This is a genomic window from Microbacterium phosphatis, from assembly GCF_049177115.1.
Classification (GTDB): domain Bacteria; phylum Actinomycetota; class Actinomycetes; order Actinomycetales; family Microbacteriaceae; genus Microbacterium; species Microbacterium phosphatis.
On the sequence record NZ_CP185370.1, the window covers coordinates 725,117 to 740,910 of the forward strand.

The 15,794-nt window shown below is 71.2% G+C and carries 19 protein-coding genes and 1 tRNA gene; 16 read left to right on the forward strand and 4 right to left on the reverse strand.

Features of this window, described 5'->3' with window-relative positions:
• Positions 1-60: 60 nt before the first annotated feature.
• Positions 61-861 (forward strand): sulfite exporter TauE/SafE family protein, encoded by an 801-nt coding sequence (locus tag ACOKGD_RS03390; RefSeq protein WP_342336784.1) that lies wholly within the window; start codon positions 61-63, stop codon positions 859-861.
• A gap of 76 nt (positions 862-937) precedes the next feature.
• Entirely contained in the window at positions 938-1,924 is a 987-nt protein-coding gene (locus ACOKGD_RS03395) for a malate dehydrogenase (protein ID WP_342336783.1), read from the forward strand.
• Here the strand turns inward: ACOKGD_RS03395 and ACOKGD_RS03400 are convergent.
• Positions 1,921-2,409 (reverse strand): FBP domain-containing protein, encoded by a 489-nt coding sequence (locus tag ACOKGD_RS03400; RefSeq protein ID WP_342336782.1) that lies wholly within the window; start codon positions 2,407-2,409, stop codon positions 1,921-1,923. The genes ACOKGD_RS03395 and ACOKGD_RS03400 overlap by 4 nt on opposite strands.
• Before the next feature lie 191 nt (positions 2,410-2,600).
• Between ACOKGD_RS03400 and ACOKGD_RS03405 the strand changes: the two genes are divergently transcribed.
• The 4 genes from ACOKGD_RS03405 to ACOKGD_RS03420 are packed head-to-tail and all read left to right on the forward strand — an operon-like array spanning position 2,601 to position 5,474.
• Positions 2,601-3,443, forward strand: a complete 843-nt coding sequence (locus ACOKGD_RS03405) for a class I SAM-dependent methyltransferase (protein WP_342336780.1) — start codon at positions 2,601-2,603, stop codon at positions 3,441-3,443.
• Between the two features lie 44 nt (positions 3,444-3,487).
• The gene (locus tag ACOKGD_RS03410) at positions 3,488-3,934 is read left to right on the forward strand and encodes an FAS1-like dehydratase domain-containing protein (protein ID WP_342336778.1); all 447 of its coding nucleotides are present in this window, start codon (positions 3,488-3,490) and stop codon (positions 3,932-3,934) included.
• Positions 3,931-4,335, forward strand: a complete 405-nt coding sequence (locus ACOKGD_RS03415) for a MaoC/PaaZ C-terminal domain-containing protein (protein ID WP_342336777.1) — start codon at positions 3,931-3,933, stop codon at positions 4,333-4,335. Before ACOKGD_RS03410 ends, ACOKGD_RS03415 begins: the two co-directional genes overlap by 4 nt.
• Positions 4,335-5,474 (forward strand): UDP-N-acetylmuramate dehydrogenase, encoded by a 1,140-nt coding sequence (locus ACOKGD_RS03420; protein WP_342336776.1) that lies wholly within the window; start codon positions 4,335-4,337, stop codon positions 5,472-5,474. Before ACOKGD_RS03415 ends, ACOKGD_RS03420 begins: the two co-directional genes overlap by 1 nt.
• Before the next feature lie 62 nt (positions 5,475-5,536).
• Here the strand turns inward: ACOKGD_RS03420 and ACOKGD_RS03425 are convergent, their stop codons facing one another.
• A complete protein-coding gene (locus ACOKGD_RS03425) occupies positions 5,537-6,736 on the reverse strand; it encodes a pyridoxal phosphate-dependent aminotransferase (RefSeq protein WP_342336775.1) in 1,200 nt (399 codons plus the stop codon).
• Between the two features lie 110 nt (positions 6,737-6,846).
• Here ACOKGD_RS03425 and ACOKGD_RS03430 point away from each other — a divergent pair, with 110 nt between their 5' ends.
• From ACOKGD_RS03430 to rplA, 7 genes are all read left to right on the forward strand, one after another.
• On the forward strand, positions 6,847-7,971 hold the full coding sequence (locus ACOKGD_RS03430) for a class I adenylate-forming enzyme family protein (protein WP_342336774.1): 1,125 nt from the start codon (positions 6,847-6,849) through the stop codon (positions 7,969-7,971).
• On the forward strand, positions 7,964-9,091 hold the full coding sequence (locus tag ACOKGD_RS03435; RefSeq protein ID WP_342336772.1) for a thiolase family protein: 1,128 nt from the start codon (positions 7,964-7,966) through the stop codon (positions 9,089-9,091). The genes ACOKGD_RS03430 and ACOKGD_RS03435 overlap by 8 nt, the downstream gene beginning before the upstream one ends.
• 196 nt (positions 9,092-9,287) lie before the next feature.
• Positions 9,288-9,360 (forward strand) — tRNA-Trp (locus ACOKGD_RS03440).
• A 35-nt stretch (positions 9,361-9,395) separates the two neighbouring features.
• Entirely contained in the window at positions 9,396-9,656 is a 261-nt protein-coding gene (gene secE / locus ACOKGD_RS03445) for a preprotein translocase subunit SecE (protein WP_342336771.1), read from the forward strand.
• Between the two features lie 90 nt (positions 9,657-9,746).
• Entirely contained in the window at positions 9,747-10,823 is a 1,077-nt protein-coding gene (gene nusG, locus ACOKGD_RS03450; protein ID WP_342336769.1) for a transcription termination/antitermination protein NusG, read from the forward strand.
• A 190-nt stretch (positions 10,824-11,013) separates the two neighbouring features.
• On the forward strand, positions 11,014-11,445 hold the full coding sequence (rplK, locus tag ACOKGD_RS03455) for a 50S ribosomal protein L11 (RefSeq protein WP_342336767.1): 432 nt from the start codon (positions 11,014-11,016) through the stop codon (positions 11,443-11,445).
• A 14-nt stretch (positions 11,446-11,459) separates the two neighbouring features.
• Positions 11,460-12,152, forward strand: coding sequence for a 50S ribosomal protein L1 (gene rplA / locus ACOKGD_RS03460; RefSeq protein WP_342336765.1), 693 nt, complete (start codon positions 11,460-11,462; stop codon positions 12,150-12,152).
• 63 nt (positions 12,153-12,215) lie between these two features.
• Here the strand turns inward: rplA and ACOKGD_RS03465 are convergent, their stop codons facing one another.
• Entirely contained in the window at positions 12,216-12,497 is a 282-nt protein-coding gene (locus tag ACOKGD_RS03465) for an acylphosphatase (RefSeq protein ID WP_342336763.1), read from the reverse strand.
• A 76-nt stretch (positions 12,498-12,573) separates the two neighbouring features.
• Complete coding sequence (locus ACOKGD_RS03470) at positions 12,574-13,263, reverse strand: LysE/ArgO family amino acid transporter (protein WP_342336762.1); 690 nt, start codon at positions 13,261-13,263, stop codon at positions 12,574-12,576.
• A 78-nt stretch (positions 13,264-13,341) separates the two neighbouring features.
• Here ACOKGD_RS03470 and ACOKGD_RS03475 point away from each other — a divergent pair, with 78 nt between their 5' ends.
• The 3 genes from ACOKGD_RS03475 to rplJ all read left to right on the forward strand — a co-directional run bounded on the left by ACOKGD_RS03475 (position 13,342) and on the right by rplJ (position 15,765).
• The gene (locus ACOKGD_RS03475; protein ID WP_342336760.1) at positions 13,342-14,229 is read left to right on the forward strand and encodes a LysR family transcriptional regulator ArgP; all 888 of its coding nucleotides are present in this window, start codon (positions 13,342-13,344) and stop codon (positions 14,227-14,229) included.
• Positions 14,230-14,328: 99 nt separating this feature from the next.
• Entirely contained in the window at positions 14,329-15,021 is a 693-nt protein-coding gene (locus ACOKGD_RS03480) for a YqaJ viral recombinase family protein (protein ID WP_342336759.1), read from the forward strand.
• A gap of 255 nt (positions 15,022-15,276) precedes the next feature.
• Entirely contained in the window at positions 15,277-15,765 is a 489-nt protein-coding gene (rplJ, locus tag ACOKGD_RS03485) for a 50S ribosomal protein L10 (RefSeq protein WP_342336758.1), read from the forward strand.
• The last annotated feature ends 29 nt before the right edge of the window (positions 15,766-15,794 follow it).

A 15,794-nucleotide genomic window follows, 5' to 3' on the forward strand; every position in this document is an offset into this window, starting at 1 on the left:
TACCGTTCCGACAGGAGAAGTGCTGTCCGACCTGCCATTTTCGAAAGGTAGGGTGTGCCTGTGATCGATACCCTCCGAGCCCGCGGACCCCGTGCGATCGCGACCTTCGCGGGCGCCGGGCTGCTCGCGGGATTCCTCTCCGGCCTCTTCGGCGTGGGCGGGGGGACGGTGATCGTGCCGATCCTCGTGGTGCTCGCCGCCTTCAGCCAGAAGCTCGCGGCCGGCACGTCCTCCGCCGCGATCATCCCCGTGGCCGCCGTGGGCGTCATCTCCTACGCGGCGCAGGGCGCCGTCGACTGGGTCGCCGCGCTGCTGATCTCGATCGGGGCGGTCGTGGGCGCCCAGATCGGCACGCTGCTGCTGCACCGCCTGTCCGAACCGCTGCTGCGCTGGATCTTCGTCGGCTTCCTCGTGGTGGTGATGGTCAGCCTGTTCTTCGTCATCCCGTCGCGCGACGCCGTGATCCACCTGACCTTCTGGTCGGGCGCGGCCCTCATCCTCGCCGGGTTCGTCACGGGGGTGCTGTCGGGCCTCATCGGCGTGGGCGGGGGCATCATCGTCGTCCCCGTGCTGATCCTGCTGTTCGGCGCGAGCGACCTCGTCGCCAAGGGCACCTCGCTGCTGATGATGATCCCGACCACGATCTCGGGCACCATCGGCAACATCCGCCACGGCAACGTCGATCTCGTCGCGGGTCTCGTCGTGGGCGTCGCCGCGTGTCTCACCGCTCCGCTCGGGGCCATCGTCGCGGCCGTGGTCGACCCGCAGCTGGCGAACATCCTCTTCGTGATCTTCCTCGTGCTGATCACCGCGCAGATGACCCAGCGCGCGATCCGCGCCAGCCGCCGCCCGAAGGCCTGACCGGATCGCTCCTCTCGACGCCGCCGTGTCCGGCAGGGAGGATGAAGGCATCCGGAACCGCTCTCAGGAGGCCCGCATGTCCCGCCCACCCGTCACCGTGACCGTCACCGGCGCCGCCGGCCAGATCGCGTACGCGCTGCTGTTCCGCATCGCGGCCGGCGACATGCTCGGCGCGGACGTCCCCGTGCGTCTGCGTCTGCTGGAGATCCCGCAGGCGATCGGCGCGGCCGAGGGCACCGCGATGGAGCTCGACGACGGCGCGTTCCCGCTGCTGGCCGGCATCGACATCACGGACGACCCGCGGGTGGCGTTCGACGGCGCGAACGTCGCGCTGCTCGTCGGCGCCCGCCCGCGCGGGCCGGGCATGGAGCGCGGCGACCTGCTCGAGGCCAACGGCGGCATCTTCGGCCCGCAGGGCGCCGCGATCGAGGCGGCCGCGGCCGATGACATCCGGGTGCTCGTGGTCGGCAACCCTGCCAACACGAACGCGCTCATCGCGCAGCGACACGCGCCGTCCGTGCCGGCCGAGCGGTTCGCCGCCATGACCCGCCTCGATCACAACCGGGCGCTCAGCCGCCTGGCGGCGCATCTGGAGGTGCCCGTGGCCGAGGTGTCGCGGGTGGCCATCTGGGGCAACCATTCCGCGACCCAGTACCCGGACCTCTCCCATGCCCTCGTCGGGGGGACACCCGTGATCGATCGTCTCGACCGATCCTGGATCGAGGACGACTTCATCCCGGGCGTCGCCCGGCGCGGCGCCGCCATCATCGCCGCCCGGGGCGCATCGTCCGCGGCGTCCGCCGCCGGCGCGGCGATCGACCACGTCCGCGACTGGACCCGCGGCACCGCCCCGGGCGACTGGACCTCGGTCGCGCTGCCCTCCGACGGCTCCTACGGAGTGCCGGAGGGGCTGATCTCGTCGTTCCCGGTGACGTCGGACGGCGGCGCCTGGCGGATCGTGCAGGGCCTCGAGGTCGATGCCTTCTCCCGCGCACGCATCGACGCCTCGGTCGCCGAGCTCCGGGAGGAGCGCGACGCCGTCGAGCGCCTCGGCCTGATCTAGCTCCTGAGCGCGGCGGCGAAGCTGCGCACGTTCTCGCCCAGCCGGCGGATGCGCTCGGCTCGGGCCGCCTCGCGGTCGAAGCCGGTGTACGCGAGCGGCGGGAGCTTTCGCACCACGGCCGAGCAGCCGAAGTTCGCGCAGACCAGGGTTCCGACGGTGTCGCCCTTGCGGCCGGCGGGGCCCGCCTTGCGGGCGGCGAAGAACTGCACGTCGTTGGTCAGCGTGACGTCATCGCACCACGAGCACTGCGCCCGCGCGCCGACGCGCTTCTCGGCCTGCTGCAGGAGGACGCCCGCGAGGGATCCGTCCTCCTGCGCGATGACGACGTACGCGCGCTTGGGGAGCTTCGGGTCGACCCAGCCCAGGTAGCTGAGGGCGTCCCAGGAGATCTCGTCGAAGCCCGGCGGCAGGGTGAGGTCGGAGACCTCCTTGCGGCTGGCGTTGAGGAAGGAGGCGCGGATGTCGCGCTCGGTCAGGGGAAGCATGGATGTGTCCTCGATAGGTGTGTGTGAACGCTCGACGGTCGTCGTCGAGCGGAAGGGGGAGTGAGCGCGCTCGGCGCGTCATCCTCTTTCGGCGCGGAACGCGCCGAGGACCTCCTTCGCGCCGAAGGGCGCTCGCAGCACAAGGGACATGCCTCGATCGTACCGATACGCGCTGACCCTAGGCTGGCGGTATGACCGGCGAAGATGCGGCAATCGAATGGGATGAGGCGCGCTCGGCGAACCTCGCGAACTGGGACGAGCGTGTGCCGCTGCACGAGCAGGCGTACGAGCTGGCCGCCTACGACGACCCGGCGCATCTGTCCGACGTGGTGCGCCACGACCTCGCCGCTCTGCGCCCGTTCGCGCCGAGCCTCGAGGGCCTCGACGTCTGCCACCTGCAGTGCCATATCGGCACCGACACCCTGTCGCTCGCGCGCGCCGGGGCGACCGTCACGGGTGTGGACTTCTCGGCCGACGCGCTCGCCTCGGCCGACCGCCTCGCGCGACGGCACGGCATCGAGGCGACCTGGGTGCGCACCGACGTGCCCGACGCGCGCGCCGCGGTCTCCGGCGACTTCGATCTCGTCTACACGAGCATCGGCACCATCACCTGGCTGTCGGATCTCGATCGCTGGGCCGCCCAGATCGCGGGGCTGCTGCGGGCGGACGGGCTGTTCTACATCCGCGACGGGCATCCCGCCCTCTACTCGCTCGACGAGGACGCGCCGGATCTGCGGATCCGGTATCGCTACTTCGCGAACGGGCAGGCGCAGGCCTGGGATGAGGACAGCACCTACGCGGGCGACGGGAAGCTCACCCGCACACGCACCTACGAGTACCCGCACCCGATCTCTGAGGTGGTGAACGCCCTGATCGGCGCGGGCCTGCAGATCCTGCGCCTCGACGAGGACACCACGGTGCCGTGGCTGTTCAGCCCGCGCATGGTCGAGGTCGATGGCGGGTACGCCTGGCCCGAGGAGGAGCGCGACCGGGTGCCATGCACGTTCACGATCATCGCGCGCAAGCCCGCCTGAGCCCTCGCGGCGGCCGAGCGGGAGCCGCTCGTTAGAATCGGGTGGTGCCTGTGAATCCCGAACTGCTCGGACGCGAGTTCCCGCCGACGCCGCCGTATCTGGTCGGCCGCGAGAAGGTGCGCGAGTTCGCCCGCGCCGTGTTCGCCGACGCCCCCGCCCATCACGACCCCGAGGCCGCGCGCGCCCTCGGCTACGCCGATGTCGTGGCGCCGCCGACCTTCGCGATGGTGATCCAGGACCTGACGCTGCAGCAGCTGCTGGGTGAGCCCGACTCGGGCATCGCGCTCGAGCGCACGATCCACGCGAAGCAGGGCTTCCGCTGGACGCGACCCATCGTCGCGGGCGACGAGGTCACCGGCCGGATCACCGTGACGGGCCTGCGCGCCATGGGCGCTGGCGCCATGATCACCAGCGAGACCGAGATCACGGATGCCGAGGGCGGCCACATCGTGACCGCCACGTCGGTGCTGTTGATCGGAGGAGACGAATGACCGAGCTCACCGTCGGCGACGTGATCGCCGAGCGCACCGTGCACCTGACCCGCGAGTCGCTCGTCCGCTACGCGGGCGCCTCGGGCGACTTCAACCCGATCCACTACCGCGACGACGTCGCGAAGCGCGTGGGCCTGGACGGCGTGCTCGCGCACGGCATGCTGACGATGGGCCTGGCGGTCGGCACCATCGGCGAGTGGCTCGGCGATCCGGGTCGCATCATCGACTACGCCGTGAACTTCTCGAAGCCGGTGGTCGTCGACGCCGACGGCGGGGCCGAGGTGCAGGTGTCGGCCAAGGTCGGTCAGCTGGACGACGAGACCGCCCGCATCGACCTCACCGTCAGCTTCGACGGCGTGAGCGTGCTCGGCAAGGCGCAGGTCCGCGTCCGGAGGGCGTGATGCCCGAGGTCGCCCCGATCCCGCTCGCCCGGCTGACCACGCTGCGCGTGGGCGCGGCACCCGCGCGCATGATCGACGCGCACACCCGCGACGAGCTCGTCACCGCGCTGCGCGAGGTTTGGGCCGATCCGGAAGAGCCGTGGTTCGTGCTCGGCGGCGGATCGAACCTGCTGGCGGGTGATGAGCCGTTCCCCGGCACCGTGATCCGGATCCTCACCCGCGGTTTCGCGGAGGTCCCCGGGGCACCCGACGGCTTCGTGCGTCTGCGCGTGGAGGCCGGGCAGAACTGGGACGAGCTCGTGGCGTGGACCGTCGCGCACGGGCTCAGCGGCATCGAGGCGATGTCGGGCATCCCCGGGACCACGGGCGCCGCGCCGATCCAGAACGTCGGCGCGTACGGCCAGGAGATCGTGCAGACGCTCGTCGAGGTCGACCTGATCGACGAGGCGACGGGTGACGTCTCGACCGTACCGGCGTCGCAGCTGGGTCTCGGCACCCGCACGTCCGACCTGAAGCACCACTACGGGTCGGTCGCACCTCGCTCGGCCGTTGTGCTCTCGCTCACCCTCGACCTCGCCCGCGTCGGCCACGATCCGCGCATCGTCGCCGACGACCGCCTGCGCCAGGCCCTCGGGCTGACGCCGGATCAGGCCGTCTCGGTCGCGGAGATCCGCGACAGGGTGCTGGCGATCCGGGCGAGCAAGGGCATGGTCCTGAACGAGCCCGATCCCGATACGCACAGCGCCGGATCGTTCTTCAACAACCCCATCGTCAGCGAGGCGGTGGCCCGCGGGCTGCCGGCGAACGCCCCGCGGTGGCCGCTCGGCCGCATCGACGACGGCGCCACCGTGATCCCGCTGTCGCAGTGGGACGGGCAGCTGCCCGCGCCCCAGCCGGTCGAGCGCGAGGTGAAGGTCAGCGCGGCGTGGCTCATCGAGAACGCCGGCCTGCCGCGGGGATACGGCCTGCCGCGCTCACGGGCCTCGCTCTCGACCAAGCACACCCTCGCGCTCACGAACCGCGGCGGGGCCACGGCCGGCGAGATCGCCGAGCTCGCCCGCTTCGTCCAGAGCCGCGTCGCGTCCGAGTTCGGCATCGTGCTGATGCCCGAGCCCGTGCTCGTGGGAGTCGAGCTGTAGGGCACCGCGCGGCACGAAGGGCCCGGATCCGCGGATCCGGGCCCTTCGTCGTCGGGGGCGGGTCAGCCGAACAGGCGCTGGAGGCGCTGGATGCCCTCGAGCAGCGCGTCGTCGCCGAGCGCGTACGACAGGCGCAGGTAGCCCGAGGGGCCGAAGGCCTCGCCCGGGACGACCGCGACCTCGGCCTCGTCGAGGATGAGGTCGGCGAGCTCGAGCGACGTGGCGGGCGTGCGGCCGGCGACCGTGCGGCCGAGCAGGCCCCGCACGTCCGGGTAGGCGTAGAACGCGCCGAGCGGGTTCGGCACCTCGACGCCGTCGATCTTCGACAGCTCCGAGACGATCAGGCGACGTCGGCGGTCGAAGGCCTCGCGCATCTTCAGCGCCTCGTCCTGCGGGCCGTTCAGGGCGGCCGCCGCGGCGATCTGGGCGACGTTGTTGACGTTGCTCGACAGGTGCGACTGCAGGTTGGCGGCCAGGCCGATGGCGTCGGCGGGGCCGACCATCCAGCCCACGCGCCAGCCCGTCATCGCGTACGTCTTGGCGACGCCGTTGAGCAGCAGCGTCTGACCGGCGAGCTCGGGAACGGCCTCGACGATCGAGACGGCCTTGGCGCCCTCGTAGACGAGGTTCTGGTAGATCTCGTCGCTGATGACCCAGATGCCGTGAGCCAGGGCCCACTCGCCGATCGCCTTCGTCTCCTCGGGCGTGTAGACCGATCCGGTCGGGTTCGACGGCGACACGAACACGAGCACGGTGGTGCGCTCGGTGCGGGCGGCCTCCAGCTGCTCGACGGTGACCTTGTACTCCTGGTCGGCGCCGGCGAAGACCTCGACGGGCACGCCGTCGGCGAGGCGGATCGCCTCGGGGTACGTGGTCCAGTACGGCGCCGGCAGCAGCACCTCGTCGCCGGGGTTCACCACGGCCTGGAACGCCTGGTAGACGGCCTGCTTGCCGCCGTTGGTGACGACGACCTGCGACGGGGCGATCTCGAGGCCCGAGTCGCGGCGGGTCTTCGCCGCGATCGCCTCGCGCAGCACGGGCAGGCCCGCGGCGGGCGTGTAGCGGAAGTTCGCGGGGTTGCTCAGGGCCTCCGCCGCGGCCTCGACGACGAACGCCGGCGTCGCGAAATCGGGCTCGCCGGCGGCGTAGGAGATGACGTCCTTGCCCTCGGCCTTCAGGGCCTTGGCCTTGGCATCCACCTTGAGCGTGGCGGATTCGGCGATGGCGGAGAGCTTGCGGGAGAGAGGAGCGCGGTCGGTCACGGTTACGAGGGTACTGGGGGCGTGCATCGGCCCGAAACCCGCCCGCTGTACCGTCGCCCCGCCGCGCGGGCTCCCCGTATGCTGAACACCGTTCAGTGCGAGGAGGTGTCATGAGGCCAGGCCGGCTCGTGCCGATCCGCGAAGACGCCCCCGGGCTCGTCGTCGAGCGGATCCTCGCCGTGCGCGCCGCGGGCGCCGTCCCTCTGGTGGGCGATCCGCGATGGTCGGCGGCGCACTGGCAGAGCGTTGTGGATGCCGCCGAGGCGGCGACACCCGACCCGGACATCGCCTGGGCGGCCGTCACGAGTGGAAGCAGCGGCACACCCCGCATCGTGCTGCGCACGGCCGCGTCGTGGAGCGACTCGTTCCCCGTGATCGCGGGCCTGCTCGGTGCGGGTCCGGATGACGCCGTCGCACTGCCGGCACCGCCCGTCTCGTCGCTCACGCAGTTCTCGCTGGCGCACGCTGCCGACGGCGGGCCGCGCGCCCTGCTGCCCCGCGGCCGGGCCCTCGTGGCCGTCGACTTCGCCGACGCCACCTGCTTCCACGGCACCCCGCACGCCCTCCGCGCCCTGCTCGACGCCGGGGCGCCGCCCCGCCTGCGCGCGGCGCTCGTGGGCGGCTCGCACCTCGATCCGGCGCTGCGCGCGCGGGTCGAGGCGGCGGGCGTTCGCGTCGTCTCCTATTACGGCGCGGCGGAGCTGTCGTTCGTCGCTGCCGACCACGGCGAGGGCCTGACGCCGTTGCCGGGTGTCGAGGCCGAGATCCGTGGCGGCGAGCTGTTCGTGCGCTCGCCCTTCGCGGCCGCCCGCTACCTCGACGGACCGCTTCGCCGCCAGGGCGACTGGATCGCATCCGGTGACCGCGCCGAACTGCAGGGCGGGCGCCTGCGGCTGCTCGGCCGCGTGGACGACGCGATCCTGTCGGCCTCGGCGACCATTGTCCCGGAGGAGGTCGAGGCGCAGCTGCGCACGCTGCCCGGGGTGCGCGACGCCGCCGTGATCGGGCTGCCGCATCGCCGTCTCGGGGCCCTCATCGCCGCGGTGATCGAGCCGGATCCCGCGCTCTCTCCCGTCATCGCCGAACTGCGCGCCGCGGCGGCCCTGGCCCTCGCGCCGGCGCACCGGCCGCGACGCTGGTACACCGGCGTGCTGCCCCGCACCGCGGCCGGAAAGCCCGCCCGCGCCCGGATCGCCCGCGAGGTCGCGGCGGGGGAGTGGCCGCGCCTTGGCTGAGCCGCAGGCCGATCCCGTGATCGTGGCGGCCCGCCGCACGCCGATCGGCGTCCGCGGCCGGTCGCTGGCCGGCCTCGAGGTCGCCGACCTCGCCACCGCGGTGATCCGAGCCGCTCACGCCGACGCCGAGGTCGCGCTGGGCCGTGGCGTGGATGTCGCCGACGTCGTCCTCGGCAACTGCATGGGCCCGGGCGGCAACCCCGCGCGCGTGGCCGCCCTGCAGGCGGGACTCGGCGTCCACGTTCCCGGATCGACCGTCGACCGCCAGTGCGGCAGCGGTCTGGCCGCGATCATCGACGCCGCGAACGGCGTGCGCGTGGACGGACGGGCCCGCATCGCCGGCGGCGCCGAGAGCGCGTCGACCGCGCCGGTGCGCTCGCGCGACGGCGTCGCCTACCGGCAGGCGCCGTTCGCCCCCGAGGGGTTCGGCGACCCGGACATGCTGGCGGCGGCCGAGGCAGTCGCCGCCTACGACGTGATCACCCGCGAGCGTCAGGACGCGCATGCCGCCCGCAGCCACGCGCGTGCCCTGGCCGCCCGGGACGCGGGGCGCTTCGCGGCCGAGGTCGTCGAGCTCGGCGGGATCCGCGATGACGACGGCATCGGCGTGCGGCCCTCGGTGCTCCCGCGGCTGAACCCGCTCTTCGCCGGCGGCACGGTGACGCCCGGCAGCGCCACGCGCGTGAGCGACGGGGCCGCGGCCGTGCTGATCGCCGCGGGAGCCGCGGGCACCGGCCGCGGGCTGGCGATCCGCGCCCAGGCGATCGTGGGCTGCGACCCGGCCCTCCCCGGGATCGGCGCGGCCCCCGCCGTGCAGGCGGCGCTCGGGTCGCTGGGGCTCGGTGTCGGTGACGTGCAGGCGTTCGAGGTCGTCGAGGCGTTCGCCGCGCAGAGCCTCGCGGTGCTCTCCCGCATCGGCATCGACGACGACGACGATCCCCGGGTCTGCGCCGACGGCGGGGCGCTCGCGCTCGGGCACCCCTGGGGGGCCAGCGCCGCCGTGGCGGTGGTGCGTCTGTTCAGCCGACTGGTGCGTCAGCCCGCCCGCGGATCGCTCGGCGTGGCCGCCGCCTCGGTGGGCGGCGGGCTCGGCGTCGCGCTCGTGGTCGAGTCGGTCTGACGCGGCCGCGCGTGCGCGCGCCCGTGCCCCGGGCGGCCTGAGGGGATGCCCCGAACACGCGCGGGAGTCGACCGTGGTTCGCCGCCGCTCAGACCATGTCGTATGCTTGGGAGTGCAGTAGTTGTCTGCATTCTTTCGCTGTGCCCGGGATCCGGGTGCATCAGGATGAAGGCGACCCAGGGGTCCCCGGATCTCTAGGGCGGTAGCTCAATTGGCAGAGCAGCGGTCTCCAAAACCGCAGGTTGCAGGTTCGATTCCTGTCCGCCCTGCGCGTCAGCATCAGCTGACTCACGAAAGGCAGTCAATGGTCCAGGACGCAGCAAGCGGCGACATCGTCGCGGCAGGCACGACCGGCGAGAAGAAGCCTGGCTTCTTCGCTCGGATCGTGATCTTCTTCCGCCAGGTCATCGCCGAGCTCCGCAAGGTCGTCACCCCGACCCGGTCGGAGCTGCTGAAGTTCACCGCGGTCGTGCTCGGCTTCGTGCTCGTCATGATGGGCCTGGTCTATGGTCTCGACTACGTCTTCACGTGGGTCGCGCAGGTCGTCTTCGGAGTCCCCGCCTGATCTGACGCAAGCTCGATCTGTCCAACAGGCAGAGGGGCACGCGGATGAGCGCACGTTCATCCGTCGCGTGAACGGAAGAGATGGACGCCAGTGTCTGAAAAGCACGTCGACGACGCCGATTGGGCCCCCGCTGCCGAGCAGTCCAGCGAGGAGGACGAAGCCCAGGAGGGCAACGTCCTGTACGCGGATTCCCACTCGAGCGACTCCGCAGAGCACCTCGCGATGCACATCGATGAGGATGCCCCCGCCGAGGTCGAGACCGAGGACCTGAGCGACGAAGACATCGAGATCGACGACCCGGAGGCTGACGCGATCGTGAACGACGCACTGCACATCGACGAGACCGAAGAGGTCGAGGCGGCCGCCGAGGTCCTCAACGACTCCGCCGCGGAGGAGCAGGCCGAGGCCGCCGCCGCCGCCGCCGAGGAGATCCAGCCGTACGACGGCCCGGACGTGAACGGCGACGACGAGGACGCCGAGCCGACCGACGCCGAGTCGGCCGACGAGGACGCCGACGAGGACGAGGACTCCGCCGAGTCCGACGACCCGTACGAGGCCTTCCGCGCCGAGCTCCGCTCGCTCGAGGGCAAGTGGTACGTCATCCACTCCTACGCCGGTTTCGAGCGCAAGGTGAAGGCCAACATCGAGCAGCGCAAGTCGACGCTCGAGGTCGAGGACGACATCTACCAGGTCGAGGTCCCGATGGAGGACGTCGTCGAGATCAAGAACGGCCAGCGCAAGATGGTCACCCGCGTGCGCATCCCGGGCTACGTGCTCGTGCGCATGGAGCTCAACGAGGACACCTGGTCCGTCGTGCGCCACACGCCGGGCGTCACGGGCTTCGTGGGCAACGCCCACAACCCCACGCCGCTGCGCTTCGAAGAGGCCTTCAATATGCTGAAGCCGCTCGTCGAGATCAAGGAGGCGCAGGCGCAGGCCAAGTCCGGCTCCCCGAAGGGCCAGGGCGCACAGGCCCGCGTTCTCACCGCCGAGGTCGACTTCGAGATCGGCGAGACGATCACGATCAAGGAGGGCTCGTTCGCGGGTCTTCCCGGTTCGATCAGCGAGATCAAGCCGGAGAGCGGCAAGCTCACCGTCCTCGTCTCGCTCTTCGAGCGCGAGACCCCCGTCGAGCTGTCGTTCGACCAGGTCACCAAGATGGTCTGACGGACGCGTCCGTCACGTCGCAGAGCCGGCTCCCTCGGGGGCCGGCTCTCGGCCGTCTCTGGTACGATCTATTGGTTTGCGCCTCGTCTGCGCGAACGACACCGCTGCAGGAAGCTCCGGATCATCCGGCGCGGTCCTGTGCGCGGGAGAGCGGATGCAACCGGCATCCGTTCGATGAGAGGAAGAGGAAATGGCACCTAAGAAGAAGGTGACCGGCCTGATCAAGCTTCAGATCAACGCCGGTGCAGCCAACCCGGCGCCGCCGATCGGTCCCGCCCTGGGTCAGCACGGCGTGAACATCATGGAGTTCTGCAAGGCGTACAACGCGGCGACCGAGTCGCAGCGCGGCAACGTCATCCCCGTCGAGATCACCGTCTACGAGGACCGCAGCTTCACGTTCATCCTGAAGACGCCCCCGGCCGCCGAGCTGATCAAGAAGGCCGCCGGCGTGCCCAAGGGCTCGTCGACGCCGCACACCGTCAAGGTCGCGAAGCTCACCAAGGAGCAGGTCCTCGAGATCGCGAAGACCAAGACGCCTGACCTGAACGCGAACGACCTCGAGGCCGCCTCGAAGATCATCGCCGGCACCGCCCGCTCCATGGGCATCACGGTCGAGGACTGAGGGAGATAACGATCATGGCTACCAAGTCCAAGGCTTTCAAGGCTGCTGTCGAGAAGATCGACGCCAGCAAGCTCTACTCGCCCACCGAGGCCGTCGCGCTCGCGAAGGAGACCGGTTCGGCGAAGTTCGACTCGACCGTCGAGGTCGCGCTGAAGCTCTCCGTCGACCCGCGCAAGGCCGACCAGATGGTGCGCGGCACCGTCATGCTCCCGCACGGCACCGGCAAGACCGCCCGCGTCATCGTGTTCGCGAACGGTCCGGCCGCTGAGGCCGCCATCGCCGCGGGCGCCGACGAGGTCGGCGGCGCCGAGCTCATCGAGAAGGTCGCCGCCGGCTGGACCGACTTCGACGCCGCTGTGTCGGTGCCGGAGCTCATGGGCCAGGTCGGTCGTCTGGGTAAGGTCCTCGGCCCCCGCGGCCTGATGCCGAACCCCAAGACCGGCACCGTGACCCCCAACCCGGCCAAGGCCGTCGAGGAGATCAAGGGCGGCAAGATCGAGTTCCGCGTCGACAAGCACGCCAACGTGCACTTCATCGTCGGCAAGGTCTCGTTCGGCGCCGAGCAGCTGGGTGAGAACATCCAGGCCGCTCTCGACGAGATCGTCCGCCTGAAGCCGTCCTCGTCGAAGGGCCGCTACATCCAGAAGGGCGCCGTCTCGACGACCTTCGGTCCCGGCATCCCGCTGGACGTCAACAGCATCGCCTGACGCTCACGCGACTAGCGAGAAGGCCCCCACCGCGAGGTGGGGGCCTTCCTGCGTCTGGGGGCGTCACGCGCTGGGGTGCACCTCGAAGGAGTCGTGGAGCGGGGTCGCGAACGCCCCGCCCGCGGTCTCCATCGACCGCACCTCCGCGCCCGCCGGCCCGTGCTCCATCCAGGCGAGGGCGGTGTCGACGGCTACCGGATCGCCGACGAGCACGGCCTCGACCGCGTCGTCCCGGCGATTGCGGACCCATCCGGTGATGCCGAGCTTCTGCGCCTGCTCGCGCAGTCCGTAGCGATAGCCCACGCCCTGCACCCGCCCGTGGACGATCACATGCACATGTCTCATCTCGGCCTCCTCCGTCGATCGATGACGCCTGGGACCATATGGTCCCGCGCGGCGTGCGCCGGCGGAAGGGGGCGCGTCAGGCGAAGGCGAGGCCGGCGGCGAGGGCGAGCATCGCGACGGCGATGAACGCGTCCAGGATCCGCCACGCGCGGGGCGAGCGCAGCCAGCGGGCGGCGTACCGCGCGGCCACCGTGAGGAACGCGAACCAGATGACGCTGCCGAGGATGGCGCCCGCGCCGAACAGCCAGCGCATCTCGTCGTAGCCCGCCGAGACCGATCCGATCAGGAACACCGTGTCGAGGTAGGCATGGGGGTTCAGCCAGGTGATGGCCAGGCACGACAGGATCGCCGGCACCAGGGTCCGGGTGGGCGCGACGACGGCGACGCGGTCCGTGCGCACGAGCGTGGCGACCCCGCCCGTGCCGGGGGTCTCGTCGACGGGGGAGGGGGCTGCGGGCTCAGCGACCACCAGCGCCTCGCCGCTCGGGCGCCACACGCGCCAGGCGGCGGAGAGCGCGTAGACGAGCAGGAACGCGACGCCGAACCAGCGCACGACGTCGAACAGCCAGGGCACGTGGCGCACCACCACACCGAAGCCGGCGACACCGGCGGTGATCAGCAGGGCGTCGCTGACGATGCAGATGAGGGCCAGGATCACCACATGCCGACGCTGGATCCCCATGCGCAGAAGGAAGATGTTCTGCGCTCCCGGCGCGATGATCAGCGAGAGGGTGAGGCCGAGTCCGGCGGCGAAGGCAGTGAGCACGGATCGACGTTACGAGCGGGCGTGAGATGATCCAAAGCGACGTTCAGGATTCTTGATCAGGTTAAGGAGCGCTTCATCATGTGGATCGCCCCCGATCTCGCCGCGACCGTGGCGGCGGTCGTCGACGAAGGCAGCCTCGAGGGCGCCGCGCGCGCCCTCCGGATCACGCCGTCGGCGGTGAGCCAGCGGCTGCGGACCCTCGAGGGGCAGCTGGGCCGCGTGCTGCTCGTCCGATCGAAGCCCGCGCGGGCCACCGAGGCCGGAGCCGTTGTGGTGCGGCTCGCCCGCCAGTACGCGCTGCTGGGTCACGACGCGGGGCTCGAGCTGGGGCTGGAGGGGCCGGGACGCATGCACGTACCCATCGCGGTGAACTCCGACTCGCTCGCCACCTGGTTCCTGCCGGCGCTCGAGCCGGTGATCCACGCACACGACATCGCGCTCGAGCTGCATCGGGACGACCAGGACCGCACGATCGAGCTGCTCGAGGCCGGCACGGTCACGGCGGCGGTGACGTCGCAGCGCGACCCCATCGCCGGATGCGCGGTGACCGCGCTGGGGGCCACGCTGTACGAGCCGGTGGCCTCGCCCGGGTATATGGAGCGCTGGCTGCCCGCGGGATCGACGCTCGATGCCCTCTCGGTGGCCCCCGTGGTCGACTACGACCGCACCGACGACCTGCAGACGCAGTGGATCGTCGAGCGGGGGGTCGATCCGTCCCGCCCGCCCCGGCACTACGTGCCCGGATCCGAGGACTACGCCACCGCGATCCGGCTCGGCTTCGGGTGGGGGCTGCTGCCGCCGATGCAGGCCCAGGCCGCCCTGGAGTCGGGGCGCCTGGTGCGCCTGGACGGCCCGACGATCTCGGTGCCGCTGTACTGGCAGCAGTGGAACCTGCGCTCGCCGCTCCTCACCGACATCCGGGAGGCCGTGGTGGCCGGCGCGCGGGCCGCCCTCGAGCCCGTCTGACGCCTGCATGCGGCGTGTCGCCCGGCCGGGTGCGGGCTCTCCGAGCGTCGTCCGGCGTTGCTCCGGCTCGCTGTCGGGGGCCGGGGTTAGGGTCATCAGGTGACGCCCGAACTCGAAGCCCGGATCCTCGCGGACTCCCGCGATCGGGTCGGCTGGCTCCGGGCGCGGGCGCGAGGCATCACCGCCACCGACGTCGCGAACCTGACGAGCTCGACCTCGATCATCCGCGCCGCGGACCAGAAGCTGATGGGCTCTCGTTTCTCCGGCAACTCGTACACCGAGCACGGCCGCCGTCGCGAGCCCGAGATCGCCGCGTGGGTGGCCGCCACTCACGGCATCCAGCCCTCGAGCGCGCTGTTCCACGCCGTGGTCGAGAAGCGCCACCTCGCCACCCCCGACGGCGTCGGCGTCGACGGGCAGGGCCGCGTCTCGCTCGCCGAGATCAAGACGACGAACAAGGCGTTCCGCTCGATCCCGCGCACCTACCTGCGCCAGATCTGGTGGCAGCAGCACGTGACGGGTGCCGAGCGCACCCTGTTCGTGTGGGAGGAGCATCGCGACTTCCAGCCGGTCCACGACGAGCCGAAGTGCCTGTGGGTCGACCGCGACGACCGCCAGATCGATCAGCTCGTCCGACTGGCCACGGGCCTCATCGACGAGCTCTATCACCGCACCACGGGCAAGGCGCGGCCGGAGCCCGCCGCCGCGCCCGAGCCGGAGCCCGTCCCGGTCTCGAACCGCGCGCGTCTGCGCGAACGCGACATCTTCCGCGCGCTGGCGCTGTCGGACTGACCTCCCCGCCCGCGTCCGGGGGCACCGCTCGGTCGTGGTAGAGTTGGCGAAGCCGAAGACCGCCGGTCATCGTCATGCGCTTGCGCGAGACGACCGAAGCACTGCATCGCAGGGGCCCGCGCAGGTGTCACGAACGAAATCCGAATCAGGATCCACGCTCCGTGCGCTTGCGCCGGAGCGTTTTGCGTTGTGTGGGTGGTCTGCGGTCGATGTCTCACCTCCGTGAGACATCCCGTACACATCAAGGAGTGGACCATGGCGCAGAAGGATGCATCGGTCGCCGAGCTCACGAAGAACTTCGAGAACTCGAACGCCGTCCTGCTGACCGAGTACCGCGGTCTGACGGTTGCCCAGCTCAAGCAGCTGCGCAACAGCATCCGTCAGGACGCGGACTACGCCGTGGTGAAGAACACGCTGACGAAGATCGCGGCGAACGCCGCGGGCTTCGACTCGCTCGACGACAGCCTCAAGGGCCCGTCGGCGATCGCGTTCGTGCACGGAGACTTCGTCTCCACCGCGAAGGCCCTGCGTGACTTCGCCAAGGCCAACCCGCTTCTCGTGATCAAGGGCGGTGTGTTCGAGGGCAAGGCCCTCAGCGCCGACGAGGTCAACACCTACGCTTCGCTCGAGAGCCGTGAGGTTCTGCTGGCGAAGGCCGCAGGCATGATGAAGGCGACGATGGGCAAGGCTGCCGCCACCATCGACGCTCTTCGCGAGAAGCTCGAGGGCGCTGAGGCTGCGTAAGCAGTCCGCGCTCGACCCACAAACCCCGT

Excerpts from the sequence above, each read along its gene's own strand:
- ACOKGD_RS03395 (WP_342336783.1), top strand. The coding sequence starts at position 938 with ATGTCCCGCCCACCCGTCACCGTGACCGTCACCGGCGCCGCCGGCCAG.
- ACOKGD_RS03400 (WP_342336782.1), bottom strand. The coding sequence starts at position 2,409 with ATGCTTCCCCTGACCGAGCGCGACATCCGCGCCTCCTTCCTCAACGCC.
- ACOKGD_RS03405 (WP_342336780.1), top strand. The coding sequence starts at position 2,601 with ATGACCGGCGAAGATGCGGCAATCGAATGGGATGAGGCGCGCTCGGCG.
- ACOKGD_RS03415 (WP_342336777.1), top strand. The coding sequence starts at position 3,931 with ATGACCGAGCTCACCGTCGGCGACGTGATCGCCGAGCGCACCGTGCAC.
- ACOKGD_RS03420 (WP_342336776.1), top strand. The coding sequence starts at position 4,335 with ATGCCCGAGGTCGCCCCGATCCCGCTCGCCCGGCTGACCACGCTGCGC.
- ACOKGD_RS03430 (WP_342336774.1), top strand. The coding sequence starts at position 6,847 with ATGAGGCCAGGCCGGCTCGTGCCGATCCGCGAAGACGCCCCCGGGCTC.
- secE (WP_342336771.1), top strand. The coding sequence starts at position 9,396 with ATGGTCCAGGACGCAGCAAGCGGCGACATCGTCGCGGCAGGCACGACC.
- rplK (WP_342336767.1), top strand. The coding sequence starts at position 11,014 with ATGGCACCTAAGAAGAAGGTGACCGGCCTGATCAAGCTTCAGATCAAC.
- rplA (WP_342336765.1), top strand. The coding sequence starts at position 11,460 with ATGGCTACCAAGTCCAAGGCTTTCAAGGCTGCTGTCGAGAAGATCGAC.
- ACOKGD_RS03465 (WP_342336763.1), bottom strand. The coding sequence starts at position 12,497 with ATGAGACATGTGCATGTGATCGTCCACGGGCGGGTGCAGGGCGTGGGC.
- ACOKGD_RS03475 (WP_342336760.1), top strand. The coding sequence starts at position 13,342 with ATGTGGATCGCCCCCGATCTCGCCGCGACCGTGGCGGCGGTCGTCGAC.
- rplJ (WP_342336758.1), top strand. The coding sequence starts at position 15,277 with ATGGCGCAGAAGGATGCATCGGTCGCCGAGCTCACGAAGAACTTCGAG.